Origin of the sequence: Corallococcus exercitus, assembly GCF_042231735.1 — a bacterium.
Classification (GTDB): Bacteria; Myxococcota; Myxococcia; order Myxococcales; family Myxococcaceae; genus Corallococcus; species Corallococcus exercitus_B.
In genome coordinates this window covers 7,797,536-7,810,539 of the sequence record NZ_CP102577.1, presented here as the reverse complement: position 1 = coordinate 7,810,539, position 13,004 = coordinate 7,797,536, and the positions used below count along the sequence as shown (strand labels likewise).

Annotated in this window: 9 protein-coding genes; 5 read left to right on the top strand and 4 right to left on the bottom strand. The window is 63.2% G+C overall.

The window, feature by feature from the left end:
* Positions 1-86 precede the first annotated feature (86 nt).
* Both NR792_RS31475 and NR792_RS31470 read left to right on the top strand, forming a co-directional pair.
* On the top strand, positions 87-1,415 hold the full coding sequence (locus NR792_RS31475; protein WP_375756406.1) for a ferritin-like domain-containing protein: 1,329 nt from the start codon (positions 87-89) through the stop codon (positions 1,413-1,415).
* Positions 1,412-2,098 (top strand): hypothetical protein, encoded by a 687-nt coding sequence (locus tag NR792_RS31470; RefSeq protein WP_375756405.1) that lies wholly within the window; start codon positions 1,412-1,414, stop codon positions 2,096-2,098. Before NR792_RS31475 ends, NR792_RS31470 begins: the two co-directional genes overlap by 4 nt.
* Before the next feature lie 14 nt (positions 2,099-2,112).
* On the opposite strand, the gene NR792_RS31465 is transcribed toward NR792_RS31470, so the two are convergent.
* Both NR792_RS31465 and NR792_RS31460 read right to left on the bottom strand, forming a co-directional pair.
* Positions 2,113-2,502, bottom strand: coding sequence for a helix-turn-helix domain-containing protein (locus tag NR792_RS31465; protein ID WP_375756404.1), 390 nt, complete (start codon positions 2,500-2,502; stop codon positions 2,113-2,115).
* Positions 2,503-2,635: 133 nt separating this feature from the next.
* A complete protein-coding gene (locus NR792_RS31460) occupies positions 2,636-4,768 on the bottom strand; it encodes a hypothetical protein (protein ID WP_375756403.1) in 2,133 nt (710 codons plus the stop codon).
* Between NR792_RS31460 and NR792_RS31455 the strand changes: the two genes are divergently transcribed.
* Positions 4,758-6,349, top strand: a protein-coding gene (locus NR792_RS31455; protein ID WP_375756402.1) for an IS3 family transposase whose coding sequence is annotated in 2 segments (ribosomal slippage) — positions 4,758-5,246 and positions 5,249-6,349 — 1,590 coding nt in all. Because the reading frame shifts where the segments join, the coding sequence is not laid out codon by codon here. The two genes, NR792_RS31460 and NR792_RS31455, sit on opposite strands and share 11 nt — an antisense overlap.
* On the opposite strand, the gene NR792_RS31450 is transcribed toward NR792_RS31455, so the two are convergent.
* Positions 6,312-8,666: an NACHT domain-containing protein gene (locus tag NR792_RS31450; protein ID WP_375756401.1), complete on the bottom strand. Its 2,355-nt coding sequence runs from the start codon at positions 8,664-8,666 to the stop codon at positions 6,312-6,314. The genes NR792_RS31455 and NR792_RS31450 overlap by 38 nt on opposite strands.
* Positions 8,667-9,160: 494 nt before the next feature.
* Here NR792_RS31450 and NR792_RS31445 point away from each other — a divergent pair, with 494 nt between their 5' ends.
* Complete coding sequence (locus tag NR792_RS31445) at positions 9,161-10,420, top strand: C39 family peptidase (protein WP_375756400.1); 1,260 nt, start codon at positions 9,161-9,163, stop codon at positions 10,418-10,420.
* Between the two features lie 240 nt (positions 10,421-10,660).
* Complete coding sequence (locus tag NR792_RS31440; protein WP_375756399.1) at positions 10,661-12,100, top strand: glutamine synthetase family protein; 1,440 nt, start codon at positions 10,661-10,663, stop codon at positions 12,098-12,100.
* Here NR792_RS31440 and NR792_RS31435 read toward each other — a convergent pair.
* Complete coding sequence (locus NR792_RS31435; protein ID WP_375756398.1) at positions 12,097-12,945, bottom strand: DUF1206 domain-containing protein; 849 nt, start codon at positions 12,943-12,945, stop codon at positions 12,097-12,099. The two genes, NR792_RS31440 and NR792_RS31435, sit on opposite strands and share 4 nt — an antisense overlap.
* Positions 12,946-13,004: the final 59 nt, after the last annotated feature.

Below are 13,004 nucleotides of genomic sequence, written 5' to 3'. Positions count from 1 at the left end.
GGCACGGACAGGGGACCCTCCTCGGAAGAGCCGCTGGCATCCGCATTGCTCAGGGCCCGGACACACCGTTTGCCTCGGAGTCGTCCGTGAACAGCCATCGACTGCGCCGTCTCTTCTCGCGGGCCCTGCACGCCTCGCTCGCCACGCCCCTGGTGCTGGCGGGCTGTGGCACGGAAGGGAGCGTGGGCACGAAGGACTATTCGGAGATTGAGTGCACCGACGGCAGCCCTGCCGTCAGCGACCTCACGCTGACCCCGGCGCCGGACTTCGTGCAGCTCCGTTACATCGGCACCAATGGGGGCCAGCCCATGGGGGCCTACTCCCCGTCATCGTCCTCCGGTGAGGCGTGCGCGACGGCCACGGACGTCCCCACGTGCAAGGAGGCGCTGGAGGACGCGACCGTCACCGCCGGCTTCCATCACGTCTGCCTGGACTTCTGCACGGACGCCTTCCTGGTGACGACCCGGGGTGACGAGGTGAAGACCTATGCGACGCTCGCGGAGCTCCAGGGATTGCTGGGCACCGTGGACACCGAACAGGAGGCGGTGCTCAAGACCTTCGCGGCGGGCTACTCCCTCCTCTGCGGGAAGAAGGAGCAGGGCGCGGTGAAGCGGAACGATGACGGCAGCTTCAACGTCATCAGCACGAAGGGCTATGCGTGCGGTCCGGGCACGGAGCTGACGCAGCACGTGGTGAAGGTGACCGCCTCCGGCGAGGTCCAGGAGCTGGAGAAGCGCGTCCTGGAGAAGGGGGACCCCAACTGCAACATCGGCCGGCGGCCGGTGGGGCTCCAGGTGGCCGAGGCGTGCGATGCGCCGGAGGCGCTGGGGCGCTACTTCGCGGACGCGGCGCACCTGGAGGCGGCGTCGGTCCATGCGTTCCTGCGGCTGCGCGATGAGCTGGAGCTGCACGGCGCGGACGTGGGCCTCCAGGACGCGGCCCGCCGCAGCGCCATGGAGGAGGTCCAGCACGCCCGGGTGACGGACCGGTTGGCGCGTCGCTTCGGTGGCACGCCCCAGCGGCCGGTGGTGGCGGAGCTGCCCCCGCGCTCGCTCGTGGAAGTGGCGCTGGAGAACGCGGTGGAGGGCTGCGTGCGGGAGACGTACGGCGCGCTGCTCGCGCACCATCAGGCGCTGCATGCGCGCGACCTGGAGGTGCGCGAGGCCATGGTCCGCATCGCGGAGGACGAGACGCGGCACGCGGCGCTGTCGTGGGACATCGACCAGTGGGCCCGTCCGCGCCTCTCCGAGCAGCAGCGTGAGGCCCTGCGCGAGGCGCAGAAGCGCGCGGTGGCGCTCCTGCGGGAGGAGGTCGCGGTGCCGCTGGACGCGAGCATCATCACGGAGGCGGGCATGCCGACGCCCGAGGCGGCCCTGGCGCTGCTGGACACGCTGGAGCAGGACCTCTGGGCATGAGCGGCCTCTTCCCGAAAGCCCTGATGGGCGTGGCGGCGCTCCTGCTGGCCGGCTGCGACTCCAGGGCGGACACGGACGGCTTCAGGGAGGTCGACTGCGAGTACTGGTGGAGCCGCCATCCGCTTTTCGATGACCTTCGTCCTGCGGCGGGGCTGGATGCGGTCCAGGTTCGCAGCACGCGCGAGCCGGCTCCTTCCGAGGGCCCGGTCTCCGGCGCTATCGCCTCCTGGGGGCAGGCCTGCACGACCGCCACCGACGTCCCTGCCTGTCAGACCGCCGTGGATGCGGCGCGACCTTCCGAGGGCTTCCACTCCTCCTGTTACTCGGACACCTGCTCCTACCGCTTCCTGCTCACGACACAGGGGGACCAGGTGCGGACCCACTCCACGCCGGCCTCTGTCGGGGAGGTGCTGGGGACCATCGACACGGAGCAGGAGGCCGTCCTCATGGTCTACGCGTTGGGGTACGACTTCATCTGCTACGACGTGGACCAGGGGGGCGTGAAGACAAACGCGGACGGCAGCTTCGACGTCATCGGCTTCCGGGGCATCGAGTGCGACCGGGACCTCCCCATCACGCAGCACGTCTTCCACGTGTCCACGTCCGGAGAGGTCCGCGAGACGGAGAGCCACGTGCTGAAAGAGGGCAAGGATGCGTGCGATACGCCCGGCGCGCCTCCCTGAGCCAGCACCGCCGTTCACGCGGGCTCAAGCTCGCGTGAACGGGTCGCACGCTTCCGCACGGGGCGGCCCTGCTTCGCGGGTGCGGGACGGCGGGGACTCCTGGGAGTGACGGCGCTCGCCACGGGTTCCAGCCGGAACGCATGGCCCATCGCATGGGCCATCCGGAAGAGCGTCAGCCCGGTGGCGTTCGCCTTTCCCGATTCAATCTTGCTGATCTCACTCTGGGGCACTCCCGCTCTCGCGGAAAGCTGCGCCTGCGTCAGGCCCTGCGCCTTCCGTAGCAGGGCCAACTCCCGAGCGATGCGGAAACAGTCGCGTTGGGCTTGCAGTTCCGCTTGAGCAGCAGGCCCGTCAGCCTCAGCTTCCTTCTCCACGAAAGCAGTCAGGTTCTTAAGGGTGCGCATGAGATGACACAGAATCTCACTTCATCCACAACCAAGACGGTGCACTCCCAATTTCGGCCGCACAGAACCCTGCGGAGGGACGCACAAGCACAACCAACTCCTTCAACGTAGCACCCACGACACATCTCCCAACCTACCTGAACACGGAATCAAGCTCTCCCTCCAGCTCGTAGTTACCCATCAAGAGCATGCGGTCAACCAAGTCAAGACATCTCCCTCTGAGTTCAACAGATCGATTCTGCGCATAAAACTTCAACACAACATCCACAATACCCCGAGTTCTCCCGCCTCTACTCCTCTTAGACGACCCACCTTCAACCCAACGCTCACAAACACCAAGCACAGAGACTGGAAGTCGAGAGGGCGCCCGCAAAATCATTTTGAGCGAAAAACCAATATCGTCCTCGGCAGCCCGACTGCCCGCCAAGGCGTCAACGACCGCCCCATATCGCTCAAGCGAAACATCTTGCAGCATAGACAAACTGCGCAACGCAACACGGCGAACTTCCTCGTCCTCATCACTAAAAAGTCGAGCCAAAACTTCAGAACTTCTCTCTAGCCTTGGCCCCCTCACTAAGTTGGTCGAAAAAACCTCAGCAACAGCCAGTCGCTGAGCTTTCGAGCCAGCCATACAACGATCGACAAGGGGATCAAGCTCCTCACGGTCATAAGCCGCCAACGCAAGTTGCCTAACGCCAGCCTTGGCCACTTTAGGATTTGGAGAATCCACCATTCGAAGTATTACCGAACTCAACGACTCATATCGACGACGTGCAGCATAATAGATGAATTGCTCCACATGGTGACTACCCAGCACCTCATCCTGCTCATCCAGCGCCTCAAGAAACAGCCGAATCGCAAGATTCAGATTTGGCTCAATAACGAACTTAAGGGCCTCTATTGTCGCAGCCCTAACTGCGAGCACTGGGTCCAAAACAAGCTTCTCCAGTGCCGGAAGAAGCAGAGTAAGGCGAGACGGCGACTCTCGAATCAACTCACCGATAGTAGAGGCCGCCCGTCCTCTATTACAGTTGAGAGCAAACGTATCTATCTCTCCGCCATAATAAGTACCACCGCGCGGAGCAGTGTCCTTCCACACGTCCCGAGAAGGCTCAGGGTCATCAACAGCACAACTCAAAATTACACAAATCACACCACCAGGAAGCGCAAGCTCAGCATGCTTTCCCACCAAATCAGACAGCCATCGCCCGGTCTCTTCACCACCAACGGCCCGTGCATACACGCACACACGCAACAACAACTCCGGATCCAACTTCGCATTCACCAACCCCAGGAGAATAGCATCAACATATCGTGGAGCCACCCCCTGCGGGATCCTGAGCAATAGATGTGCAAATCGAACAGGCTCTAGGCCTGCGCTGCTCTCCAGAACACGAGCCAACTCTCCAGCGCCGCCAATGAGGGCATCACCCCGCTGTAGCCACTTCCCGCTACTCACATACTGCCGCATAGCACTCAACCAGTGCTCATCCGACATTTTCACTGCTTGCCGCGCATCAATAGGCGAATCAACAAAAAATAATTCCGGCGGCTTGGGCGGACTTATATCTGCCAATCCCAATTTGCGCTGAAGCTCACCCAGTCGCTGCTTAACAGCCATACTTCGCCTAGATTCAACAACCGCACTCAAGAGAAACTGCTGCGCACTTCCCCGCATGCTACGAGCCTCACGCTGTCGCTCCCACAAAGGGTCAACACTCATGAGCACTCGAACCAATCGTTCCAACACCTCTTCACTACAGTATGGAGTAATCGTCTCAATGAGTTCCCGCGAAGCCCATCGCGGCGACGCAGAATATCCCAATTTGAGAGCGCTCGGCATGTCGATCAGCCATTGAGCCGCTTCATCAGCAAAATGCTGAGGATTCCCTAAGTAAGCGCGCGCGACCAAGAAGAGCGCGGGTTCTTGCTTACTGTCGACAAGCTCATCAACAAATACACGAAACTTCTCCACCGACAGAAGTGACATTTTTCGCATTGCCACTTCTAAACCACGAAGTATCCCCCCTTCGAACGAATCAACTTGAGTGGAACGATATCGCCAGTAACCATGTGCAGCCCCCCCCTCAGCCATGGCTGAGAAGAAAAATGGAAGAATGCGCTTCAGGAAGACCTCAGGAGCGCTCTCTGCCATAGGGTCCAACAGCGCAATAGCCCCCTGTGTCAGGGAAGTTGTCGCCTCGGCTGAATGGCCGGGATGACCGCGCCTTGGGGGCGAGAGCAGGCAGGACGCAGTGCCGTACACGGATGCATTCAAGTCTCAGATGGTGAAGCGGATGGTGGGCCCGGGCGCGGTGAGTGCCGCGGCGCTGGCGCGCCAGGTGGGCGTCTCGCAGCCGACGTTGTCGCAGTGGCTGCGGGAGGCGAATAAGTTGGCGGCGATGACGCCCCCGCCCGAGGAGAAGAAGCCTGCCGGTCCGAAGAAGTGGACGCCCGAGGAGAAACTGCGCGTGCTGGCGGAAGCGCACGGGCTGGAGGGCGAGGCGCTGGGAGCACTTCTGCGCCGGGAAGGGCTGCATGAAGAGCAGCTGGGGGAGTGGCGGGCCGCGGCCGCTGGAGCACTTTCCCAAGGCGCGCAGACGGCCTCCTCCGCAGCTCTAACGGCCAGCCAGCGTCGGCGGCTGGCCTCGTCGGAGAAACGGGTGAAGGAGCTCGAGCGCGAGCTGCGCCGCAAGGAGAAGGCGCTGGCGGAGACGGCGGCGCTGCTGGTGCTCGAAAAAAAACTTCAGGCGCTGGGCTGGGACGAGCGGCCCCTGGAAGACGAGGACGACGCAGCGGACGAGAAGAGCGAGAAATGAGGCTCGCCCTCATCGACGAGGCGCTGGAGAAGGGCGTGCGCCTGGAGGCCGTGTGCGAGCGGCTCGGGGTGGCCCCTCGCACCATCCAGCGCTGGAGGAAGCCGGAAACGGCCCAGGACGGGCGGTGCGGCCCACGCACCCAGCCGGCCAACCGCCTCTCCGAGCTGGAGCGGCGCCGCATCCTGGCGGTGGCCAACAGCGAGGAGTTCCGCGACGCCTCGCCCAAGCAGATTGTCCCCAGGTTGGCCGACCGGGGCGAGTACGTGGCCAGCGAGGCAAGCTTCTACCGGGTGCTGCGCGAAGCAGGGCAGCTGGCCCACCGAGGCCACGCCAAGGCCCCCACGCCCAGGCCCCGGGCCGAGCACACCGCCACCGAGCCGAACGGGGTGTGGAGCTGGGACATCACCTACTTGAAGGGCCCGGTGAAGGGAGCCTTCCTCTACCTGTACCTGGTGGTGGACGTCTTCAGCCGGCGCATCATGGGCTTTGAGGTGCACGAGGAGGAGTCGTCCGAGCATGCAGCGGCCCTCATCCGCCGCTGCTGGCAGCAGGCCGGCTGCCCGGAGGGCCTGGTGCTGCACTCGGACAACGGCGGCCCCATGAAGGGCGCCACGATGCTCGCGACGCTGCAATGGCTGGGCGTCACGCCCTCCTTCAGCCGGCCCCGCGTCTCGGACGACAACGCCTTCTCCGAAGCCCTCTTCCGTACGCTGAAGTACCGCCCCTCTTTCCCGCGGCGCCCCTTCGCGTCCGTCGAGGATGCGCGCTCGTGGGTGACGCGCTTCGTGGCCTGGTACAACACCGAGCACCGCCACTCCGCTATTCGCTTCGTCACGCCCGACGACAGGCACTTCTGCCGCGAGCACGCGCTGCTGGCCCGACGCCGCGAGGTGTACCAACGCGCTCGCGACCGTCACCCCGAGCGCTGGAGCCGAGACACGCGCGACTGGACGCCGATGGGCCCTGTCCGTCTCGGCCCCTCTCCGAACCTCACCCCGGCAGTGCAGGAGATGAAGCGCATCGGCTGAACCCTCTCACGCGACAACTACCTTGACGCTCACCGATAGCGTCCTCGCTACCGGCTTGCCCCTTCCCCCAATTCATGAAGCCTCGCTGCTCCTCCGCATCTCCCTGCCCATTTACATCCTCAAGCTCGTTCAACCTCTTCAGCCAAATTGCAAAGAAATTCACTGCCTCTTCAGGAGCAACCCGTACCAATTTGCCCAGCGGCTCCCAAAGCATTCCACCGGCTTCTAGGCTCTCTCCATCATACGCCCCTGCCTCTAACGCTTGGTAAAGAAGGGTTCCAAGGTCTCGATTACGCGCCAAGGCCTCACCACTCAAGTACAAAAACCCACTAACCTCTTTGCTCCAACCATCAACAGTCTCACGACCACTCAAAATTAACGGCATCACCTTGGCTGGCGAATGACTGTATGCCCTGAAAAGGGCCGCCAGCGCGGATTGCGCAACATCCTTAGCCTCAGCTCTGAGCCAGCGAGCCCAAGCTCCCTCAGCATTCGCAAGGCCAAACCAAGCGATGCTCCCACCTAGAGCCCCCCATACTTTTGAGCCTCTTACATCGCCCGACTTTTCCGCAAAACAAGCAACCAGTGCCCACTCGTCAGCAGTCGGGTCTTCCATCGCACAGACAAGAGCCAGAGCTGCAAGCTGCAAGTGGAGACGCACCCAGTTTTCACACAACAACATGCGAGCATCTTCCAGGTAACGCCCCGGTTCAGCAGCACGCTCGTGCAGCAAAATTTGGCGAATCTGGGCACGCAGAAAGAGTTCCTGATGACCAGTTTGCAGCAACGTCTTGAGCGAGTTGCCTCGCCGAGCGAAAAGTCTCGCAAAGGAATAATCAAACAAGCTCTCATGGAAAAACCGAACCTGTTGACCGTCCCTAACCAGGACACCCTCCGAAGCCATTGCTTTCCACGCTTGTTCAGCCGCATCAAGCCGAGCCAATGGTATTGAAAGTTCCTGCCTCTCACTCATCGTATCACAGAGAGTCTCAATAACTTTATTCCAGTCGCCCGGCTCTCTCAGTTTCTCTCTCAGCACTTGCTGCTTTAGGTCCCAAAATCTATCGTATAGGTCCTTGGTGGTTCGAACCCTTCCCACATCAGAAACCTGGGCTCGAGCCAACTCAACAAAGAGCCTAAGATTCAACGGAACTTCAAGCAACGACTTAAGATTTGAAGCAAGAGTGGCGAGTTTGACACCCGTGGCGCCAAGCACGCGTTCGATAGAGGTTTCGTCCAACTTCTCGACATCAACAACAGTCACATCTTTATTTTTCGAAAAATCACGAAATCGCTCGTCATTGTCTACATCAAACTTTCGACACGCAACCACAACATGAACTCTCGAATAGTTCTTGGTGCGTCGAATAATTTCCAACAGAATTTCGAATCGCTCGGGGTGCCGACCGGACGCCCGGCTTACCGCATCCAACTGATCAACCACCAGCAGTGCATCTCCCTCTCCAGCAACACCTGCTAGAACCGCACTTGGAGGACCAGGTAAGCCAAGAGCAGCTCCATACTGCTCGGGCGACTCTCCCTCAATTGAGCGATCTGCGCGCAGAACCAGCACAGGCCAGTGCTCGATACGAGCCTTCCGTATCACTTGAGCAAGAATCCCACTTTTTCCAGAGCCAGCCCCTCCCGTTAGCAGTACTTGGCGCCCCGCTCGCAGGTGCTCCATTGCTCGCTCAGCTTCAGGCCTAGGAATTATTTCCCCTGTAATCCCACGCCCCTCCAAGGCTGCCAAGTCACCTTCTATCTTTTCAAAAAGCTTTCTCCGCAGCTCAAGATCATCATTCCAGGCTCGAGCTTCAACTCCTCTACCCTGGAGGTGAGTCCATAACGCCTCCGAACTCAACTCTTTATGAATGGAATCCAACGCAAACTGCGCCAAAATATCCATAGCGTTCGAGGCGTCTCCCTTTACAAGGAGCGCCAACCGATCTTTGACAGTATCTTTCAAAGACCGCTCATCCAGAGTACGGACTTCCACGCGCTTAAGCAGTTGATAAGCCTCAACCTCCGGCAGGCCACCCCACTGTTCAATCAAGTTATCAAACTGCGTTCGCCATTCCTTAGCTTTCAGAAATTCGCGATCAAACTCTGACCATGAGGTGCTGCTCGCAACGCGCTCTGTGAGTTCACGCAGGTCACTCGCCGCCTCCATTGAGACAAATACGCACCGAGAACCAGCTTTCAGATGCACAAGGAAATTCTTCAGGATTCCAGAGCTTCCAAGCCCTTGGATACTCCACGTTCCTTTTGAACGCTGTCGTTTGACTTGATGACAAACCAAAATTCCGCCTTCTCGCACAACGAACTCGATGCCTTCTCCCTCTACGCCCGGTGGCTCCAGTCGGATACTCGTTGCACGACCGCCTAGCACTTCACACATGCATAGAGACGTCCAATACCCTTCATACCGATTACCAAACTTATCCGATGCTCCGCCGGGCAAAGGCATGCTTTCCACCTTGTGAGCGCAAAGACACTAGAGAACCCCACTGTACTTAAGTCTCGGGGACTATTCCAGAATGCACTTGATTGGTTTCCGCTAAGTGGATGCCCCACCAGCGTTGAAAGAATTGTGAGGAGGCAAGCAAGCATCTGTTTTCATATCGCATAGGTCTGAGAGACCGAAGTCGCACCAACCCCGTTTCAGCCCGCGCGGGGGCAAGTACACCTCTGACCTGAGTTGGCCATCTACGGCGCATCCAGACCGGCAGCCACTGCTAGTGCCCTGACGCAACCAGACTTCCCAGGAATCCACCTTGAGGCCGCGCACCCGCGTTTGAGAGAATCGCGGGCGTGAACGCCCGCGCTCGCGTCCTCTCCGCCGTCCTGCTGGCCTCCTGCATCTGGGCCTGCGCCTCCTCGCCGCCGTCGGCCTCGCCGGACGCGACTCCGGAGGCGGGCTCGCCCGCGCGCCTGTGGCAGAAGACGTCCGTGGCGGGGGACCTCGCGCGCTTCTCCCGCGACGGCACCCGCGTCACCGCCGAGGGCGCGCTGGAGCTGGACCCCTCCACCGCGAAGGAGGGCACCGACCCGTTCCCCGCGGGCGGCTGGCTGGATGGCGGCAGCTTCTATAATGGTGGCGCCTTCCGCTTCGGCACCGCCACCTCCGAGGTCCAGTCCGTCCCCGGCGGCTTCGACAGCGTGGTGCCGTCCTTCGACGCGCAGACGCCTCCCGGCACCTGGGTGAAGCTCACCGTCTCCGCCCGCCTCGAGGGCACCTGGACCAAGGACTACGAGCTGGGCGTCTGGGCCTTCGACACCACCACCGTCGCGCGCCACAGCGTGGAGGGCCAGGGCGACGCCGACGGCAACGTCCTCACCGACACCCTCAACTTGAAGCGCCGCGCGGACGCCCTGCGCGTCACCGTCCACCTCTTCTCCGAGCGCGCGGACGCGAGCCCCCGCGTCCGGGCGCTCGCCGCCGCCGTCACCGACACGCGTCTCCAACCCCAGGACGCCACGTCCGACCGCACCGCGTGGGGCGTCGTGCTCGACGTGCCGGGCTACTCGCAGATGATCTACCCCGACGGCGGCGAGGTCTGGTGCTCCCCCACGTCCACCACCATGCTGCTCGGGTACTGGAGCCGGAAGCTGGGCCGCGCGGACCTGCAACACCCCGTGCCCACCGCCGCCACCCACACCTATGACTGGGTCTACAAGGGCACCGGCAACTGGAGCTTCAACACCGCCTACGCCGCCAGCATGGCCAACGGCGCGCTGCACGGGCTCGTCGCCCGCTTCGACTCCTTCGCCCCCGTGGAGCGCCTCATCGCCGCCGGCATCCCCGTCAGCATCAGCATCGCCTACGAACCCGGCGAGCTCCCCGGCGGCGCCTCCCGCCGCACCGACGGCCACCTCATCGTCGTGAAGGGCTTCACCGATACAGGCGACGTCGTCGTCAACGACCCTGCTTTCGGCTCCAACGAAACCACCAGCACCACCTACCCCCGCGCCGCGCTGTGGCGTGCCTGGCAGCACTCCCGGGGGGCCGCGTACGTGCTCTGGCCGGCCGGCACGCCCCTGCCCGCCCAGGGGCTCGTGCCCCTCCCGTAGCCCCCCGTCCAGATGCGGACACGCGGCCAACGCGGCGCGGCGCGCAGTGTCCACTGGCCGGGGCATCAGGCCTCCCGTCCCTTGACGTTTGGTCCCCTGTGAGCGACCCGACAAGCCCTTTAGCCTTCAGTCCGCAGAATTTAGGCTTGATTTCGGGTCGCGGAATGTAAATACCTGCGCCCGTGCATTTGATGTCTCCGCCGGTATTCCGGAACCGGGGACACGCCTGGAGGCAGGACCATGGAGCAGAAGCCGCTGCGGGACTTCCTGGAGATTCCCTACGACGAGCTGGAGGAGCTCAACCTCCGGGTGAAGGAACAGCGCCTCCGCCGCGAGTCGCCGGACAAGATTCGCGAGGAGCGCCTCAAGTACCTGGCCGACGAGAAGCGCATCAAGGCCATCACCGTGTGCTTCACCGACCTGGAAGGTCGGCTGCACATGCTGGACTACGACAAGAAGTTCCTCCTCAAGAGCGCGGACAACCTCACCTTCGACGGCTCGTCCATCCGCGGCTTCTCCGCGCAGGCGGAGAGCGACCTGCGCCTGAACGTGGACTGGAGCGCGTTCTACTGGCTGCCCTCGGACATCTTCGGCCCCGGCAAGGTGCTGGCGTTCTGCGAGGTGCTGGAGCGCGACGGCACGCCGTACCACTCGGACATGCGCGGGCAGCTCAAGCGCGCCACCGAGCAGCTGTTCCAGAAGGACGGCACCGTGTTCCACGCGGCGCCGGAGATTGAAGGCTTCCTCTTCAAGAACCGTGACGCCGAGCGCCACTACCACGAAGAGGGCAAGTTCGAGTTCATCTCCATCGGCGGCTACTACCACGCGCTGCCGGGCGACGCGCTGCGAGCCTTCATCGACAAGGCCGCGGAAGCGCAGCGCGCCATGGGCTTCCAGAACGAGAAGGACCACCCGGAGGTGGCGCCCTCCCAGTTCGAGATGAACTTCTCGTACAGCGAGGCCCTGGTCGCCGCGGACCAGATCCAGCTCTACAAGCTGCTCTGCCGTCAGGTCGCCGCGCAGCAGGGGCTGACGGCCAGCTTCCTGCCCAAGCCCGTCACGGGCGTGAACGGCAACGGCATGCACATCAACATGTCGCTGTCGAAGAACAACAAGAACCTGTTCTACGACAAGGGCGGCCAGGACGGCCTGTCGGCCATGGGCTGGGACTTCATCGACCGCATCCTCACCAACGCGAACGACATCTGCCTGGTGCTCAACTCCAGCGTGAACGCGTACCGCCGGCTGGATCCGCACTACGAGGCGCCCAACCAGATCAAGGCCTCCGCGAACAACCGCGGCGCCATGGTGCGCATCCCGTTCGGCAACGAGCGCAGCGCGCGCGTCGAGTGCCGCTCCGTGGCGCCGGACGCGAACCCGTACATGGTCCTCTACACGCTCCTGAAGACGGGCCTGGAGGGGCCGCAGCCGCAGGAGGACGCGGAGACCAAGCGCAGCCGCACGCGCTTCCTGCCGGACAACATCTACGACGCGGTGCGCTTCTTCAAGGGCAGCCAGTTCATCGCGCAGACGCTGGGTGAGCAGGTGCAGGTCAAGTACGCGGAGCTGAAGGTGGCCTCCGCGGACCGCTGCCCCAAGCAGCTGGGCACCCGCGTGAAGGACGCGGAGATCCAGTTCCACCATGAGGTGACGAACCAGTACCTCTGGAACCTCTTCTAGAGCTGCCGGTAGCGCGCCTGGAGGAACAGGTAGGCGGCGTAGGCCACCAGGCCCGCCGCCACCACCCCCAGGAGCACGTCGCCCGCGGGTTGGCGGGCGACGACGGCCAGGGCCTCTCCCAGGCCCTTGGCCTCACCCGGGTTGGCGTCCACGCCCGCGAGCACCAGGAAGCCGCCGATGACGGTGAACACGACGCCGCGCGCGGCGATGCCGAACTGGCACACCCGCTCCACCCGGTGCTGATGCGCCGCCGCCAGGCCCGTGAGCGTGAGCTTCTCGCGGAACTTCGCCTTCCACGCCGAGTGGAACTGCTTCAGCGCGAAGCCGATGATGCCCAGCCCCACCAGCACCACCAGGACGCGGCCGAAGGGCTGCTCCATCAGCGTCGCCGTCCAGCCCTGGGTGCCCTTGCCCTTGTCCTGTGACGCGCCCACCACGGTCTTCACGGCGAACAGCGCCAGCGAGCCGTAGATGGCGCCGCTGATGAAGTACATGGCGCGCGCGGCAATCCCCTTCGCGTCCGAGCCCTTGTCCTCCGTGTCCGCGAACGCCTGCGCGAAGCGCCAGATGACGAAGCCGACGAGGCCCACCGCCAGCAGCGACAGCAGCGCGATGCCGAAGGGGCCTTGCGCCACGGTGGCCACCGCGCCGTGGCTGTCCGTCGCGCGGCCGCCCTCCCCCGCCGCGAGCTTCAGCGCGAGCACGCCGATGATGGCGTAGACGGCGCCCTTCGCCGCATAGCCCATGCGGCCCAGCTTCTTCGCCCACGGGTGGTTCGCGGCTTCCTTCGCGCCGCGCGACATCCGCTCCATGCCCGGCCCACGCATCACGTCCATCGTCGCCATGCGGTCTGCTCCTCCCGGCCTCCTGGACCGAAGGACAGGGTGCGCATCCGGCGGCGCGG

Excerpts from the sequence above, each read along its gene's own strand:
- NR792_RS31470 (WP_375756405.1), top strand. The coding sequence starts at position 1,412 with ATGAGCGGCCTCTTCCCGAAAGCCCTGATGGGCGTGGCGGCGCTCCTG.
- NR792_RS31465 (WP_375756404.1), bottom strand. The coding sequence starts at position 2,502 with ATGCGCACCCTTAAGAACCTGACTGCTTTCGTGGAGAAGGAAGCTGAG.
- NR792_RS31435 (WP_375756398.1), bottom strand. The coding sequence starts at position 12,945 with ATGGCGACGATGGACGTGATGCGTGGGCCGGGCATGGAGCGGATGTCG.
- NR792_RS31440 (WP_375756399.1), top strand. The coding sequence starts at position 10,661 with ATGGAGCAGAAGCCGCTGCGGGACTTCCTGGAGATTCCCTACGACGAG.